Origin of the sequence: Acinetobacter schindleri, assembly GCF_010918895.1 — a bacterium.
Lineage (GTDB): Bacteria > Pseudomonadota > Gammaproteobacteria > Pseudomonadales > Moraxellaceae > Acinetobacter > Acinetobacter schindleri.
On sequence record NZ_CP044483.1, the window covers coordinates 2,699,123 to 2,715,850 of the forward strand.

Annotated in this window: 15 protein-coding genes; 3 read left to right on the forward strand and 12 right to left on the reverse strand. The window is 45.7% G+C overall.

Annotated elements, in window-relative coordinates:
• Positions 1-2: 2 nt before the first annotated feature.
• Positions 3-653 carry an HAD family hydrolase gene (locus FSC11_RS12920; protein ID WP_004813338.1) on the reverse strand — a complete coding sequence of 217 codons (651 nt, stop codon included), beginning with the start codon at positions 651-653 and terminating at the stop codon, positions 3-5.
• A 180-nt stretch (positions 654-833) separates the two neighbouring features.
• On the opposite strand from FSC11_RS12920, the gene FSC11_RS12925 reads away from it, so the two are divergent.
• Positions 834-1,316, forward strand: a complete 483-nt coding sequence (locus FSC11_RS12925; RefSeq protein ID WP_004813339.1) for an RNA pyrophosphohydrolase — start codon at positions 834-836, stop codon at positions 1,314-1,316.
• Between the two features lie 87 nt (positions 1,317-1,403).
• A complete protein-coding gene (ptsP, locus tag FSC11_RS12930; RefSeq protein ID WP_004813340.1) occupies positions 1,404-3,701 on the forward strand; it encodes a phosphoenolpyruvate--protein phosphotransferase in 2,298 nt (765 codons plus the stop codon).
• 10 nt (positions 3,702-3,711) lie between these two features.
• Here the strand turns inward: ptsP and FSC11_RS12935 are convergent, their stop codons facing one another.
• The 4 genes from FSC11_RS12935 to FSC11_RS12950 all read right to left on the reverse strand — a co-directional run bounded on the left by FSC11_RS12935 (position 3,712) and on the right by FSC11_RS12950 (position 9,538).
• Positions 3,712-3,894: a DUF7230 family protein gene (locus tag FSC11_RS12935; protein ID WP_163167309.1), complete on the reverse strand. Its 183-nt coding sequence runs from the start codon at positions 3,892-3,894 to the stop codon at positions 3,712-3,714.
• Positions 3,895-4,040: 146 nt separating this feature from the next.
• The gene (locus tag FSC11_RS12940; RefSeq protein ID WP_163167311.1) at positions 4,041-5,702 is read right to left on the reverse strand and encodes an acyl-CoA dehydrogenase family protein; all 1,662 of its coding nucleotides are present in this window, start codon (positions 5,700-5,702) and stop codon (positions 4,041-4,043) included.
• 195 nt (positions 5,703-5,897) lie between these two features.
• The gene (gene katG, locus FSC11_RS12945; protein WP_004813351.1) at positions 5,898-8,096 is read right to left on the reverse strand and encodes a catalase/peroxidase HPI; all 2,199 of its coding nucleotides are present in this window, start codon (positions 8,094-8,096) and stop codon (positions 5,898-5,900) included.
• A 503-nt stretch (positions 8,097-8,599) separates the two neighbouring features.
• Entirely contained in the window at positions 8,600-9,538 is a 939-nt protein-coding gene (locus FSC11_RS12950) for a cation diffusion facilitator family transporter (RefSeq protein ID WP_004890364.1), read from the reverse strand.
• Positions 9,539-9,670: 132 nt separating this feature from the next.
• Here FSC11_RS12950 and FSC11_RS12955 point away from each other — a divergent pair, with 132 nt between their 5' ends.
• Complete coding sequence (locus FSC11_RS12955) at positions 9,671-10,108, forward strand: GNAT family N-acetyltransferase (protein ID WP_004781822.1); 438 nt, start codon at positions 9,671-9,673, stop codon at positions 10,106-10,108.
• Between the two features lie 53 nt (positions 10,109-10,161).
• On the opposite strand, the gene FSC11_RS12960 is transcribed toward FSC11_RS12955, so the two are convergent.
• From FSC11_RS12960 to hcaE, 7 genes are all read right to left on the reverse strand, one after another.
• The gene (locus FSC11_RS12960) at positions 10,162-11,070 is read right to left on the reverse strand and encodes a DMT family transporter (RefSeq protein ID WP_163167313.1); all 909 of its coding nucleotides are present in this window, start codon (positions 11,068-11,070) and stop codon (positions 10,162-10,164) included.
• Between the two features lie 346 nt (positions 11,071-11,416).
• Positions 11,417-12,646 carry a 3-phenylpropionate/cinnamic acid dioxygenase ferredoxin--NAD(+) reductase subunit gene (gene hcaD / locus FSC11_RS12965; RefSeq protein WP_034704704.1) on the reverse strand — a complete coding sequence of 410 codons (1,230 nt, stop codon included), beginning with the start codon at positions 12,644-12,646 and terminating at the stop codon, positions 11,417-11,419.
• A 4-nt stretch (positions 12,647-12,650) separates the two neighbouring features.
• Positions 12,651-13,616 carry a 3-carboxyethylcatechol 2,3-dioxygenase gene (locus tag FSC11_RS12970; RefSeq protein WP_163167315.1) on the reverse strand — a complete coding sequence of 322 codons (966 nt, stop codon included), beginning with the start codon at positions 13,614-13,616 and terminating at the stop codon, positions 12,651-12,653.
• Between the two features lie 67 nt (positions 13,617-13,683).
• On the reverse strand, positions 13,684-14,499 hold the full coding sequence (hcaB, locus tag FSC11_RS12975) for a 3-phenylpropionate-dihydrodiol/cinnamic acid-dihydrodiol dehydrogenase (RefSeq protein ID WP_004781818.1): 816 nt from the start codon (positions 14,497-14,499) through the stop codon (positions 13,684-13,686).
• Between the two features lie 2 nt (positions 14,500-14,501).
• Positions 14,502-14,828, reverse strand: coding sequence for a 3-phenylpropionate/cinnamic acid dioxygenase ferredoxin subunit (gene hcaC / locus FSC11_RS12980; RefSeq protein WP_004781817.1), 327 nt, complete (start codon positions 14,826-14,828; stop codon positions 14,502-14,504).
• Positions 14,828-15,346, reverse strand: a complete 519-nt coding sequence (hcaF, locus tag FSC11_RS12985; protein WP_004781816.1) for a 3-phenylpropionate/cinnamic acid dioxygenase subunit beta — start codon at positions 15,344-15,346, stop codon at positions 14,828-14,830. The genes hcaC and hcaF overlap by 1 nt, the downstream gene beginning before the upstream one ends.
• Positions 15,343-16,710, reverse strand: a complete 1,368-nt coding sequence (gene hcaE / locus FSC11_RS12990; protein ID WP_004781815.1) for a 3-phenylpropionate/cinnamic acid dioxygenase subunit alpha — start codon at positions 16,708-16,710, stop codon at positions 15,343-15,345. The genes hcaF and hcaE overlap by 4 nt, the downstream gene beginning before the upstream one ends.
• Positions 16,711-16,728: the final 18 nt, after the last annotated feature.

The following is a 16,728-nucleotide window of genomic DNA, read 5'->3' on the forward strand; positions in this document are numbered from 1 at the left end:
GATTAAATCGACCAGTCCTGAATTTCCCAGCCCTGCTCTTTCGCCAGTGCTTCTAAACGATCATCCGGATTGACTGCAATGGCGTGATCAGCATGTTCCAGCAAGAAGCGGTCATTGATTGAATCCGAATAGGCCCAGGACTCGGTCACATCACGGCCTTCCAGCCACTGTTCCAGGCGGATCAGTTTGCCTTTCTGGTAACAGGCAGTATTGATCACTTTACCGGTATATTTACCATCAACAATTTCAGCATTCGTCGCGATAATTTCGGTAATGCCAAATTCACGAAAAATTGGTGCAGTAATAAAGTCAGAAGTTGCAGTAATACCGACCAATTCATGTCCTGCTTCACGGTGACGTTCAATTGCCTTAAAACCTTCTGGACGCATTTGCGGACGAATGACTTTTTGCATGAAGAGTTGATGTAGTTCAATCAGATAATCATTGTCATGTTTGGTTAAAAATTCAAAGACAAATTCATTATAGGCATAGGGGTCCAGCTGACCTTTTTTATAATCTTCATAGAACTTGTCATTCATGGCACGGTGATGAACAGGGTCAACCAGGCCCTCGTTGACCAAGAACTCTCCCCAAGAATGATCCGAATCTGTATTTAACAAGGTGTGATCGAGATCAAATAGCGCCAATTTCATGAAAATACTCGTAAAAACTGAAATTTAAGAAAAAAATTGTAAATCTATCTCCGCTAGTCGATAGAAATTCGTTAAGATCATAGCAATTTTAACATTTTTAAACTTTGCTTTTTTCGTGCTGGATACAGAAATAAAAATCCCCGAGGGCAAAGGCATAAATTACACAATATTAGGTGCCAAATGATCGACTCTGAAGGTTTCCGACCGAATGTCGGGATCATTTTGGCAAACGATGCTGGACAGGTTTTATGGGCGAAGCGCATTGGACACAATGCATGGCAATTTCCACAAGGAGGTATCCAATATGGAGAAACCCCTGAGCAGGCACTCTACCGTGAGCTGAGAGAAGAAGTCGGCTTACTGCCCGAACATGTCCAAATTATAGCGCAAACCAAAGGCTGGCTGCGTTATCGTTTGCCGCACCGGTACATTCGTACGGATTCAGATCCGGTGTGTATCGGCCAGAAACAAAAGTGGTTTTTACTCAAATTGACGGCGTCAGTACAGAACATTCAACTTGATCTGTCTGACCCGCCCGAATTTGATCAATGGCAGTGGGTCAGTTACTGGTACCCGCTCGGTCAGGTCGTGAATTTTAAACGTGACGTATACCGCAAGGCCATGGTAGAACTGTGTCAGCAACTTCCCAAGGAAAAACCTTAAGAATTGCATAAATATGCAGATTTTTTAGGCAGTTATTGTTATAAATAAAGAAGATACCGGACCCTAAATTACGAAGGAGCAGCGCGAATGTCGAATATGCAACTGGAGACCCTGAGACGTATTGTTCAAGAGATCAATGCGTCAGCCAGTTTGCATGAATCGCTCGACATTATGGTTAATCAGGTAGCCCAGGCGATGCAGGTCGACGTCTGCTCCATTTATCTGCTGGATGAGCGCAACCAGCGCTATCTACTGATGGCATCTAAGGGCCTAAAACCTGAAGCGGTGGGCCATGTGTCGCTGCAAACCGGTGAAGGTCTGGTGGGGCTGGTCGGACAGCGCGAGGAAATCGTCAACCTTGACAATGCCCCGAAACATGAGCGTTTCTTGTATTTACCTGAAACGGGGGAAGAAATTTATAACTCTTTCCTTGGCGTTCCGGTCATGTACCGCCGTAAGGTCATGGGCGTTCTTGTAGTTCAGAATAAAGAACCTCAGGATTTCTCAGAAGCTGCTGAATCCTTCTTAGTGACGCTCTGTGCTCAGCTCTCTGGTGTAATTGCCCATGCCCATGCAGTGGGTAATATTGATGTATTCCGCAAACCTAGCAATCTGCCTGCTTATAAAACCTTCCAGGGCGTATCAGGTTCAGGTGGTATTGCTCTAGGTCGTGCCGTGATCCTCTATCCACCAGCAGATCTGGGAGCAGTTCCGGATCGTGAAGCGGATGACATCAGCGAAGAACTTGCCCTGCTCGACAACGCGCTAAATTCCGTACGTGAAGAAATCCAGTCTCTCGATGACAAGATGCAGGATGCTCTCATGGCTGAGGAACGTGCACTGTTCAGTGTGTTCCTGCGTATGCTGGACGAAAATGCCCTGCCGGCTGAAATCAAGGAACTGATCCGTGAAGGTCACTGGGCGCAAGGAGCGGTACGAATTGTCATTGAAAACCATGTGGCGCAGTTTGCCCAGATGGAAGATGACTATTTACGTGAACGTGTTGCTGACCTGAAAGATTTAGGCCGCCGGATTCTGGCTAAATTACAGGAAGCTGATGAAAGCCATCGTGAACTGACCGATGAAAGCATCCTGATTGGCGAGGAAATCTCGACCGCAGCGCTGGTAGAATTACCTGTTGATAAAATTGCAGCGATTGTCACCACTGAAGGTGCAATGAATTCACATATGGTGATTGTCGCGCGTGCACTCGGTATTCCGACCGTAGTGGGTGTGACCGAATTACCTATCAATACCCTTGATGATGTCGAAATGATTGTTGATGCGCATCAGGGTCGGGTATTTATCAATCCGCCACGTCGTCTGCGTACCCGTTATAAAGAAATTCAGAAAGAAGAAGAACAGCTCGCCAAAGATCTGCGTCAGTATGAAACCAAGGATGCGATTACCCCAGATGGTGTGGCTGTACGCTTGTTCGTGAATACAGGCTTGATGATTGATGTGGTACGCGGTGTACAGCGCGGTGCCAAAGGCGTCGGTTTATACCGTTCTGAAATTCCGTTTATGCTGCGCGACCGCTTCCCGGGTGAAGAAGAACAGCGTGCCATTTACCGCCAGCAACTTACTCATTTCGCCAATAAACCCGTGGTGATGCGTACCCTCGATATTGGGGCAGATAAAGACCTGCCATACTTCTCGATTGAAGAAGAAAATTCAGCATTGGGCTGGCGCGGGATTCGTTTTACCCTCGATCATCCAGAAATTTTCTCTTCGCAAATTCGTGCGATGTTAAAAGCCAGTATTGGACTGAATAATCTACATATCCTGCTACCAATGATCACCAGTGTCAGCGAAGTAGAAGAAGCACTATATTTGCTGGAGCGTGACTGGGTTGCAGTCCAGGAAGAAGAACAGGTCAAGATCACCAAGCCTAAAATTGGTATCATGCTAGAAGTGCCGAGTGTCCTGTATCAGATTGATGAATTTTCTGAATTTGTCGACTTCTTCTCGGTCGGCTCTAATGACTTGACCCAATATTTACTGGCAGTGGATCGTAATAACCCGCGTGTCGCCAACGTTTATTCGCATTTGCACCCTGCCGTTTTACGTGCCCTGACCCGTTTGGTACAGGATTGTCATCGTAATGAAAAACCGATCAGTATATGCGGGGAAATGGCAGGTGATCCGATTTCGGCTGTGCTGCTGATGGCCATGGGCTTTAATACCCTGTCAATGAGTTCAAGTAATATTCTGCGGGTGCGTAAGACGATTTGTCATGTCCCCATGCCGGATGCTCAGGACTTATTGGAACATGTGCTAAAACTGGATAATCCGCTGGTCGTAAAAAGCTGGATGGAACATTACTTCCGCACGCATGGTCTGGGAGATATGGTGAAAGGCGCGACCCGAATCGTGGGAGCTTAAGCTGCTGAATTTAGCAAAACTGCCATAAAAAAGGGAGATAGTCATTTGAGTATCTCCCTTTTTTGTGCTTGCTATAGCCACGTTTTGCATCTTTTTTGCGGTCTGTAAACACTTGGCTTTTGTTGACCTCATGCATATGTTTGGCCACAAAGTTATGTGTTACTGCTTCTGGCAGCTGCTTTTTCTTTGCCATCTTTTCACCTGTTTTTTGACATAGCATCTGAATTGACACTGTACATATATTGCGCTCTATTCAGCATATTTCAAGTGGTTTTCAATATTTTTAGGATTTGAGAATAACCTTTAACAAGAAGCTATTCTCTCCTCCTTTTTAATATTTTATGAAGATGAGTCTTGAGCTAAAGCCCGTTCCAAAATCCTTTCTACATCTACTTGTTTGGCACTCATCATACCTACTACTCGCCCATGAAACTCACTGTATCGGGTCTGAATAAATGCATTAAAAATAAATTCAGGTGCATGACGTTTTAACAATACAGCTTGAGCTAAAAGAGTCAAGCGGCTGACCAGACTACGCCCCATAAATTGCAGTTCATCTGCAGGCTGCTGAAACAGTTTAAACAGCGTTTGAAGTTCCTGTTTCAGTCTTTCATCCTGCATTGCAGTAGCAGCCAGATCCTGAAACAGTATTTCAATCGATTCCGGTTCACGACCAATGGCACGCAGCACATCCAGACACATGACATTGCCTGAGCCTTCCCAAATGGTATTCACTGGCGCTTCTTTGAAAATTCGTGCCATGATGCCATTATCGACATAGCCATTGCCACCAAAGACTTCCATGGTTTCACCGGTCAATTCTACGGCACGTTTGCAGATCCAGAATTTGGAAGCCGGGGTCATAATCCGCTTCCAGGCCAGTGACAAGGCATCATCATTTTCATAACAGGAAGCCAGATAGAAACTCAGCTGTATTGCCGCTTCTGTTTCCAGTGCCAGATCAACCAGCACTGCCTGTATTAAGGGCTGTGCTGCCAGATGCTTGCCAAAAGCCTTACGCTGTCGGGTATAGGCCAGACATTGCACCAGCGCCTGACGTAACATCGCAGTACTGCCAACCGAGCAGGTCAGACGGGTATAATTCGCCATTTCAATAATAGTTGGGATACCCCGTCCTGCTTCACCGATCATGATGCCCCAAGCTTCCTGAAACTCGACTTCCGAGCTGGAATTGCTACGATTCCCAACTTTGTCTTTGAGGCGCTGTACATGAATATTGTTCTTGGTTCCATCCTCACGCCAACGTGGAACAAAGAAACAGGCCAGACCATCCTGTTCAGTTTTCGCCACGACCAGATGAGCATCACACATCGGTGCCGAAAAAAACCATTTATGACCGGTCAGCAGATAAGCCTGTCCTCGACCTGATTCACCGATAGGCACGGCAAAGGTTTCATTCGCCCGAACGTCGGAACCACCCTGCTTTTCGGTCATCCCCATACCCAGCCAGATTGATTTTTTTTGGGCAATCGGCAGATCACGTTCATCGTATTCAGTAGATAATAATTTATCGCCAATTTTGGCCCAAAGTTCCGGTTCACGCTGGATCAAAGGAATACTGCCGAGGGTCATCGAAGTCGGGCACAGACTGCCACATTCTACCTGTCCACTCAGGTAAAACCGTGCTGCCCAGTCGACCCATTTAGATTTTGATTCAGCCTGATTAAAAGGATGTGCATGACTATCAAACTGACGATTAATGCGCATCCATTGATGCCATGCAGGATGAAATTCAATATAATCACGACGGCGACCCCGGGCATCAAAAGCATGCAGAATAGGCGTATGCCGGTTTGCCAGATCGGCATATTGATAATATTCTGATGAACCCACCACCTGCCCCATTTCATTTAAAATTGTCTGATCCTGACTACCATAGCTCTGCAAAATTTCCTGCAAAGTGGCGTCAGTTGCAAACAGGTTATAGTCCTGTTTTTCATCAAACTGATTGCTGATCTGATGGGTTGTCCATGTGTTCATCTTCTCTTCCTTAATCTTCATTTTTGTTGTGTGGTTTTCAGTCCAGTATAGAGAAAAAGTGGCGAATACCTATTAAGTTTTCAGTAAGACCATCTATTTTTCATGACTGGTCGTTCTATGAGCTGATTGACCAATAAAAATTCAGGTAATAAAAAACCGGCCCTACGACCGGTTTCCTATTTCAAGATCGAAAAATTATCGTTTCACATCAAAACGGTCTGCATTCATGACTTTGACCCATGCCTTGACAAAGTCACGCACGAATTTTTCTTTATTGTCATCCTGAGCATATACTTCTGCATAAGCACGAAGAATCGAATTCGAACCAAAGACCAGGTCTACACGTGTTGCAGTCCATTTCTTCACACCTGTCGCACGTTCAACAATGTCATACTGGTTACGGCCAGTTGCTTTCCATTGATAGTTCATATCCGTCAGGTTCACAAAGAAGTCATTGCTTAAGACACCAACATTGTTGGTGAGGACACCTTCTGGCGCACCACCATAGTTGGTTCCGAGTACACGCATACCCCCAACCAGCGCAGTCATCTCAGGTGCAGTCAGCCCTAACAGTTGTGCACGATCGACTAGCAGCTCTTCAGCCTGAACCACATATTCATCTTTTAGCCAGTTACGGAAACCATCGTATTTCGGTAACAGGTCTTCAAATGAATAGGCATCTGTCTGTTCCTGAGATGCATCGCCACGGCCTGGTGTAAATGGCACCTTGATATTTACACCTGCTGCTTTGGCTGCCTGTTCAATTGCTGCGCTACCGCCCAATACAATCAAATCGGCAATGCTGACTTTCTTCTCAAGACCCGCCTGAATCTCTTCAAGTTTGTTCAATACTTTATTCAGGCGTTCCGGTTCATTCCCTTCCCATTGACGTTGTGGCTCTAGACGGATACGCGCTCCATTGGCACCACCACGATAGTCGGAACCACGGTAAGTACGTGCACTATCCCAAGCCGTATTGATCAGTTCGGTTGGGGTTAAACCACTGATCAGTAATTTTGCTTTGAGTTCTTCAATTTCAGCCTCAGACAAGGTGTAGTCCACTTTTGGAATTGGGTCCTGCCAGATCAGATCTTCAGCCGGTACGTCTGGGCCAAGATAACGGGATTTTGGCCCCATATCACGGTGGGTCAGTTTAAACCATGCGCGTGCAAACACTTCAGAGAAATAGGCCGGATCACGATAGAAACGCTCTGAAATTTTACGGTATTCCGGATCAATTTTCAGTGCCATATCAGCATCGGTCATCATCGGATTACGGCGTACACTGGTATCATGTGCATCAAATGGTTTGTCTTCTTCCTTGATGTTAATCGGTTCCCACTGTTTCCCGCCTGCCGGGCTGACAGTTTTTTCCCAATCATAGTTGAGCAATAGATAGAAGAATTCATTGTCCCATTTGGTTGGGTTGGTGGTCCAGGCACCTTCCAGACCACTGACCATGGTATTCGCCGCGTTACCAGTCCCTTCCGGGTTATGCCAGCCCAAGCCCTGAAATTCGATATCTGCGCTTTCAACATCTGGTCCAAGCAAATCTGCTTTACCATTACCGTGTGACTTACCTACGGTATGACCACCTGCGGTCAAGGCAACTGTTTCTTCGTCATTCATGCCCATACGGTCGAAAGTGACCCGCATATCCTGCGCCGTACGTAAAGGATCCTGTACACCATCCACTCCTTCAGGATTGACATAGATCAGGCCCATTTGCACCGCAGCAAGAGGATTTTCTAGCGTTGAACGATCTTGGTTATTTTCATAACGGCTTTCGGTCGGTGCCAACCATTGGCGTTCATCACCCCAGTACACATCTTTTTCAGGATGCCAGATATCTTCACGACCACCAGCAAAACCGAAAGTTTTCAAACCTGCAACTTCATAGGCCACTGTCCCTGCAAGGATAATCAGGTCACCCCAAGAGAGCTTGTTACCGTATTTCTTCTTGATCGGCCATAACAGACGACGGCCTTTATCGGTATTGACATTATCTGGCCAGCTGTTCAACGGTGCAAAACGCTGATTACCCGTATTGGCACCACCACGTCCATCCTGCTTACGGTAAGAACCTGCCAAGTGCCAGGCAGTACGAACAAACATACCAATATAGCTGCCATAATCTGCTGGCCACCATGCCTGGCTGGTCGTGATCAGTTCACGCAGATCTTGTTTTACTGCTTCAAGGTCAAGGGAATTAAATGCTGCTTTATAATCAAAGTCGGGATCAAAAGGATTGGTTTTTCTATCGTGTTGAGAAAGAATGTCGAGGTTAAGCGCATTTGGCCACCAGTCCGTATTGTGTGAGCTGGCATTGCTTGCCGCTGTACCTTCGTGTTTTTGATGAAATGGGCAGCCTGATGCTTGCAAATCTTGTGTCATTTTGTAGCTCCAAAACTTTATAAAGTCTGTTTGATCTGAACTGTTTAAACATCTTATTTACTTCAACATACCCCTTTTATGTGACAAGCTAAAACAATTTTTATGAATACAAACCATCGTTTTCTTCTATCTAAAAGCTTGTAAATCTATTGTTTATTTATTTTTTGCAATTTTCTAGGGAAAATTGCAGAGAACTGGTGAGTTGATGAAAATTAAACTATCTTCAACATTGCTTCTGTTATTCGACTAAAGTTATAGAACATAGATGTAAGAAAGGCGCTCCAGCGACAACATGAGTCTATCAATCATTACAAAGATTGATTTGAATCCTGAGATTTTTTAGTTCAAGACGCACTTTTGCGTCTGCTTACTGTTGTGTTTAGGGATATTATTGGAAAAAGCAAACGCCGCTGCGCCTATTTAAATCAGGGATCTGAATATGCAGCTTAAAAGGCTGCTATTTGAAGATATTTTCTATCCATATCAATTAAAAAAATAGCTTCTTATACACGTCCCTGGGTACGTTCCAGCCAGACGGCCTGAGTTTGTGGTTTCACAAACAGGGTAATAATTTCCGGATGGATCTGTTTGATCTGCGCTTCAATCCGGTTGACGCAGGCTTCAATTTCATCCGAATTCAGATTATCCATAAACTCCAGGCTTAAAGAAGCAATCACCTGATGTGCACCGATCTGTTCGGTCAGTACCCCGTTGGCACTAAACACTGCGATATCCTCCTGCGCAATCAGCAGCACATTTTCCCGCAGTTTCGGATCGGCAGTTTCACCAAGTAACAGCCCTTTTGTTTCACGCGCCAACAGCCAGGCCGATACAGCCAGTACCAAACCAATCAGAATTGAGGCCGCTCCATCTAGCTCAGGGATATTTAGCTGATGTGCGAGAAAAATACCTACCAGCGCAATAAAAAGTCCGATCAATGCAGCCGTATCTTCAAATAACACAGTAAAAGTCGTTGGGTCTTTACTGCGTCTAAAAGCTTCAAAATATCCCATTTTGCCTTTGTGTTTGCGAAAGGCTTTTAAAGCCACGAACCAAGAAGTTCCTTCACATAAAATCGCAATACCGAGCACAATATAGTTAATCATCGGGTCCCGCATTTCTTCAGGGTGGATAATGTGCTGGATACCCTGATAGATTGATACAATGGCGCCCAAAGCAAAGACCATTAAGGCGACAATAAAGGCCCAGAAATATAGCTCACGACCATAGCCAAAGGGATGCAATGCATCGGGGCGTTTTTGAGATTTTTTCATACCGTGCAGCAGCAGAATTTCATTCAGGGTATCCACTACCGAATGAATAGCTTCACTCAACATGGCAGAACTATTGGTAATATAGGCCGCGACAAATTTCACCAGCGCGATTGCCAGATTACCAAACAGCGCTGCATATACCACAATTTTATTCGATTCAGACGACATTCAAATTTGTCCTAATTTTTTTCTCAAACAGATGGATCTATTTGATTTTTCATTTTATCTCTTTGCATCTTAATAAACTGCTGCGATAAATTGTTTATTGTTTTGTTGTTCTCATTTTTAATCGGAATCTTCATGCCTGTAATTGTCCATACTTCTGCCGATCGGCATCCTCAGCTCCTAGAATTGTGGGAACAATCCGTCCGTGCTACGCATCATTTCCTAAATGACGCGCAGATCCTAAAGATCCGTCAGCAGATTATTGATCATAATTATTTCACCCACGTGCAATTGTTCCATGTGGAACATCAGCAGCAGATTCTGGGTTTTATGGGCATTGCAGGCAACAAACTGGAAATGCTGTTTGTCTCTCCTGCGGCATTTAGAAAAGGCATAGGCAGCCAGTTATTACAACATGCGCTTGCTCTAGGTGTGACTGAAGTCGATGTGAATGAGCAGAATCCTGATGCGACTGCTTTCTATTTAAAACATGGTTTCGAGATGATCAGCCGTTCAGAAACCGATGCTGAAGGTAATCCCTACCCAATTCTGCATCTAAAACTGCAAAAATAAAAAAGGAAGCCAAAGCTTCCTTTTAGGTCTGAATTTAACTTGAACAATCTATTTTAAGATTTAGAAAAATACTGCTCGCGCCATTCTTTCCAGAAGTACATCACGATCCCGAACATCACCACGGCAATTCCGGCAAAGGCATGACTGCTGATCACTTCGTTATTCAGGGTTGCGCCGAGAATCAGGGCAATGATTGGCGTCATCACATTGCTGAGGGATACGGTGGATGCAGCCAGACGGCGAATCAGCCAGAAGTAACACAGCATCGCCACAATCGAAGACAGGATCATGGTAAAACCAAAGCCGAATAGCGCCTGCATACTTGGCATTTGTGTTGGGAAAGATTGCCAGATAAAAGGAATGATTAGTAATGATCCCAATGAGGAAACAATCAAAGAACCCGTTGCTTGTGACATTGGTTTTAACGGTGCATTGATCTGCTTCACCCAGAAAATCGAGCTGATATAAGACACCATGCTAATCAGCATTAGCACCACACCCCACGGATTCACTTTACTATCTGCTGACTCCGCAAAGACAAAACTTAAACCACCGACGGCAACTGCCATACCGAGCCATTGCAGCCAGATCAGACGGTTGGTTTTCAGGATGACATGTCCGATCAGACCTGCAACCAGTGGTGAGAAACCGAAAATTAAGGCCATTAAGCCAGAGGTCAAATAATTCGCAGCCAGGTAGATAAATAACTGCGCGCCGATCAAGTTCAGGCTACCTGCTACATAGCTCATCATGGAGGTTCGATCAAATGGCAATGGATTACGCATGGCAGCCAAGATCGCCAACGCCAGCAGAGAAGCGCCGAAATAACGGATGATCAGCACCCACATCGGGTGCACTTCCTGCACGCTCCAGACAATCGCCAGTGGCGTTGCTGCCCAGATCAGCACCAGCAAGGTATAAATACTTGCCGTCACCAGCATGGGAGATGAATTTGAATTCATAAAAGACTCAATTAAATTTTTTTAGAAAGAATTGAACTAACTTCTCGTTCAAATCCACAATCGACAATACTGATGGTGGCAGGGATGCCGCTCGAGCTTTTGGGATACAGGGAAGTAGCCTCAAATGCTCAAAAGATTTTTGTTACCTTGCGCCATATATGGCTCATCTTTTAAAAGTAAAAGCACCTACTCTATAACTTATATAAGTAGAATCAAAATTGGAGGTCATGATAACTGCTCATCACAATCAAGTCCCTACATCTTTCAATATTTTTTAATACTCATAAAAAAGCAGACCCAAGTTGCCCAAGGTCTGCCCTTTTGTAAACTTATCAATAAAACAAAGTTATTTCACAAGTTTACGAAGATCCTGGCTGAGATCTAAATATTTATCTGCTTCAAACGCTGCATTCTTGCTGATCAGCTTTTTCAGGTGACGCATTTCTTTTGCCGCATTTACCGTAATACCGCCGACAATAACGCCATCAGTCACACCAAACATCACGAATGATGATTCAGCGCGAAGCTCTGGATTGATTTCACCGCGAACTTGCCATTCAGCAGCAGCCATGTCACCCACGAACTGGTAGTTGATGTCCAACTGATCTGTCCAGAACCATGCTGGATTTGGAGTCGGATGCTCAACGCCCATCACATGGCGCGCAAAGATGCCTGCTTGAAGGTTGGCATTTTCCCAGGTTTCTACACGACGGTGGTTACCGCAGTTACGAAGTTGAGTTGCCACATCACCCGCTGCATAAATGTCTGCATTTGAAGTCTGGCAGTTTTCATTCACTTTAATCGCGAAATCAACATCCAGGCCAGCTTCTACAGCCAATTGTGCATTTGGCACGATACCAATACCATAAACTACAGCATCAGCACGAAGCTCTTCACCACCCTCAAGGGTAATCACCACTTCTTCACCATCCAGTTTGCAATCTGCAATTTTGGTTTCCAGACGAACGTCGATCCCTGCCAAACGTTGTTGTTCAAGCAGGAATTCGCTCAGGATACGAGGTGAACAACGGCCCATCACCATAGGACCCATTTCGATCACAGTTACCTGACACTCTTTGAAACGTGCTGAAGAAGCCAGTTCCAGACCGATCACGCCACCACCAATCAGGACAATACGACGGCCTGATTGCAATACTGGAACCAGTGCTTGTGAATCTTCTAGGTTACGTAGCGTATAAACATGTTTACCCAGCGCATCGAAGTTCGGCAGACGACGAGCTGCGCCGCCTGTAGCAAGCAACAGTTTGTCATAAGCAACAACGTCACCATTTTGAAGTTCAACCGTTTTCGCTTCAGCGTTGATTTTTTTCACGCCATTGCCACGAATGGTTTCTACACCAAGTTCCGCCAGTTTTTCTTCTGACAGGATTTCAATCTTGGTCTCTTCAGGTTTTAGAATCACGTCTTTAGACAGTGGTGGACGCTCATAAGGAAGATGCGTTTCATCACCGATCAGAATGATTTTACCTTCGTATTTGTTGCCACGAAGTTCTAAAATCGCGCTTGCACCTGCCTGGCCAGCACCTACAATTACGATGGTTTCGATGTTGCTCATGTCTTTAACCTTTTAACTCTGCAGATACGATGCCGAAGCCCGCAATCCATTCACTGATTTCTTCATAACAGTGCGTTGTCATTTCGTACTCGCCCATTTCGCTTAAAGCAGCAAATGCCGCCATCCACGAACGAACTTCCTGACCACCACGGCCACCATCACGGCGGATTTCAGCTTCAGTCATGGCTTCTAGTGCAGCGAAATCAGCATTTTTGAATTTTTCAAGCAATGCGATATCCCATTCAGCATTCAGAGGAACTGCAACAGAGGTGTCGCCCGTTGCCAGTTTTTGTCCCACTGCAATGATTTTTGACTGACGCGCGTTACGTGCTTCAGGTGTCGGGTTACGACCAGCAATCAGGAACTCTTCCACTTCTGGTGGTACAGAACCCATTTGCGGAGTCGGTGGATCATGTGACAGGCCACCTGTCCCCAGAACTAGTACACGCTCATTTTCAAGGTTCAGAGATTTGATGAACTGACCTACAGCACGGCCTAAAGCGATGGTACGCTTCGTGGTTGGCATTGGTGCTGCAGCGCCATTAATGAAAATTGGAATCGTTGGATAACGATCAAGTTTGCCGTCGCACAGGAAGTGCAATGGCTGAGTCACGCCATGGTCGGCTTGCATGCGGTAAGAATACGCAACGTCCACACCTTCATCGAGTACACGACGCACTAAGCCCAGTGCTTTGTCTTCTGGTACATCAATGTGTGCATTGTCTTTACCATAGTCCCAGTCCCCTGCAGCCGTCGCGCGAATGCCCACGCAGAAGCTCGGCATCAGGTCATAGAAGAAACCATTGAAATGGTCAGGACCAAAGGTAATGATCAGGGTTGGGTCGTAAGCTTTTACTTCAGCAGACAGTTTTTCAAACGCTTCACGAACAGCCTGTTCTTTGCGTTTTTCCTGCGGTGAAGCAAATTCCATTAAAGGACTGTGCGATGCACAAATAAGTTTAACGGCCATGAGAGACTCCTTAAAAGGAAGGCAGCCTTAGAACAGGCTGCCGAAAAGTCCATTTCAGACTAGATTTTTATTCGTCAAAGAAACCGGCACGTGGCTGACGTAGACCACGAATACCCAGACCGCATTCTGCATTGATCAGAACACCAGTCAAAGGACGGTTATTTTGACGAGATGCCAAGAGCACATATGAACCAGTCATATCTTCCGGCTCAGGTAAGAAATTCAGTGGCATTCCACGTGCGATTTTCTCAGGATCACGTGCATCGAGCAGGCCAAGATTTTCCTGACCCAAAGATGCAGCACCTTTGATGTTCACATTCATACCTGATGGCGCAACGGCATTGACTCGGACTTTAGGCGCTAGTTCGTAAGCCAGTTCTTTCATAATGCCTACACCGGCATGTTTCGATGCTGTGTAAACTGGACCGCCACCTGCAGAATAAAGTGCAGAATTTGACAGTGTAAAAATGATCGAACCTTCAGATTTCACGAGCTCATCAAGTGCAGCTTTCGCGCCTAAGATCAGAGATTTGGTATTAATCCCCATAATCTCATCAAAGGCTTTTTCCAGCTGCTCACCTGAAGTATTGACGATATCTGCATAGTGATCCCAGATACCGGCATTACCCACGAAACAGTCGAGTTTACCGTAACGTTCTACAGTTGCTTTAACAGCGCGGACGTTGTCTTCATAGCTGGCCACATCACCTGCGATTGCCAGCACGCGGTCACCAAAATGTGCATTCAGTGCATCGACTTTAGACTGTGAACGTTGAAGAACGGCCACTTGTGCACCCTCTTCCAGGAAACGTTCTACCAGTGCCCAACCGAGACCTGAACCACCACCAGTGATCAGTGCAACTTCGCCTTGTAGCCAACCCATGATTACTCTCCTGCCATCTCTACGTATAACGCACCATCTTCAAGTACAACTGGGAATGTTTGAATTGGGTCAGTTGCTGGTAAGCAAAGTGCCTGACCTGTTTTCAAACAGAAGCGAGCTGCGTGAAGTGGACATTCCACTGTACCGTCGTCTTCAAGGTAGCCTTCAGACATAGAAGCATTACCGTGTGAACAGCGGTCGTTCATTGCGAAGAATTCGCCACCGTTGTTGAATACTGCAAGCGCTTCGATACCGTTTACGCCGCAATCCACTTTTAACGCTTCGCCTTCGTCTAATTCGTCAACTTGGCAAACAAAAATCTTATTCATTAGAAGAACACACTCAGGTTATGTGAGTTATAGGTAACTTGGTCAAGCGTGATCTTACGGTTGAAGATCTGGAAGCCCAGGCCGCCTTCAACTTTGCGGATCTTGTCATGACGTTTACCACAGTAAATCGTAACGTCTTTCTCTTTCTGAGTACGGTACAGTAGGTATGTCACGTACACATCGTATTCGCCTTCAACTTCAGTTGGCTCAACAATCACGTTGCTCACCATGTGAGTGGTACGTGATGGAGGCTCTTCAGCCCAAGCCATACCAGTTTCTAGACGTGCAACACGACGTTCCAGAAGATCTTTCGTATCGTTGAATACCCAGGTAGTAGGTGGTTCAACTGAACGACGACGGTCACGCGTTTGAGCGTTTGGTGTCGTACGTAGCGTGTAAGAAATATCTTCAGCTAGCGTGTCTAACCATTCGCGGAATTTCCAGTCATCAAGAAGCTTGGCTTCTTGATACAGGAACTGACTAATTTGGTGATGAAGTTCTAAACTGATTTGACTCATTTCATAAGCTCCTTCTCATATTCGTCAGCCGCAGCTTCAACGTCTTCCCATTTTTCATGAATCAATAAATCTGCCCAACGGCGGTACATACCACGTGCTGCAGTTTCAGAGAAAATATAGTTAGTGATACCCGGGATACCATCTTCACGTACTTTCTCGTTGCCTTTACCCATTTCCATAATAAGTTTGTTTTGACGCGCTTTGTAACCACGTAAAACTTTTTGGATTTCGATCCAGTTTTCAGAGTCATCTTGCTCCAGGAAGCCTGCAGGACCGAAGGCACGAGTTGCAGAACGTTCAAATGCTGCTTGTACATCTTCTGGTGCGTCCGCATCACAGATACAGAATGCCCAAACTTCAGTTTTGTTTGGACCACGTGGGTGCCATACACGAAGAGTCGCAGTACCGTTCAACCAAGACAATGTAGGGAACATGGTGTTGTGACCCGCTAAACGAAGCGCACGAGTTTCACCTAGGCGTTCTTTCACTTCTTCGTAAGTTTCACGGAAGTAGTTCGCTACTTCACCGTCAACCCATACGTTTGCATCTGGTTTCTCTGTGAAGAAGAAGCCTGAACCGTGACCACGTGAACCGTATTGGATCGCGTCTTTCGCAGTTTCCCAAACTGGACGAGCAGTTTGTGCAGCACCTAATTTCTTAGAAGATTCGTCGTCTGGTTTTGCACCAAGTACCTGAATTGCAGATGCGTGAGAGAACAACGCGTGGTATTGGTCAGATGCGAACTGTTCGGCTGCAAATTTCCAGTTACACTCGATTTCCCATTTGTGTACACCACCCACGATCACAGTACCGCCTTCACGACGATCGACAACACCGTCCAGGTACCAAGCGATATCGCCCATGTATTCTTCTAGATCTGGCGTAGTTTCATCCCAGCATCCGAAGATCAGGCCTTTGTATGATTTAACGCGGTTAACTTCTACCAGACCCCATTGCTCTTTACATGCACCATGTGGGTAAGCACGATCTTCAAGCGGAATGTCTTTTAGAGAACCGTCAATACCGTATGACCAGCCGTGGTACGGGCAAGTGAATGCACGTGTATTACCACAGTCAGCAAAGCTCACACGCATAGAACGGTGACGGCACTGGTTTAAGAATGCTTTGATTGAGCCGTCTTTTTGACGTGCCACGATGATTGGATCTTCACCCATATAGGTATTGAAGAAGTCACCGGCCTTAGGAATCTGGCTTTCATGGCAAAGGAACAACCATGTACGACCGAAGACACGTTCAAGTTCTAATTCGTAAATGTCAGGATCTGTATAGATAGATGGCGTGATACGTCCATTTTGTGCATCGACTAAAGCGTCGATTTCGCGCACATCAATTTTTCCACTCATGAAAAGCTCTCCTGTGAC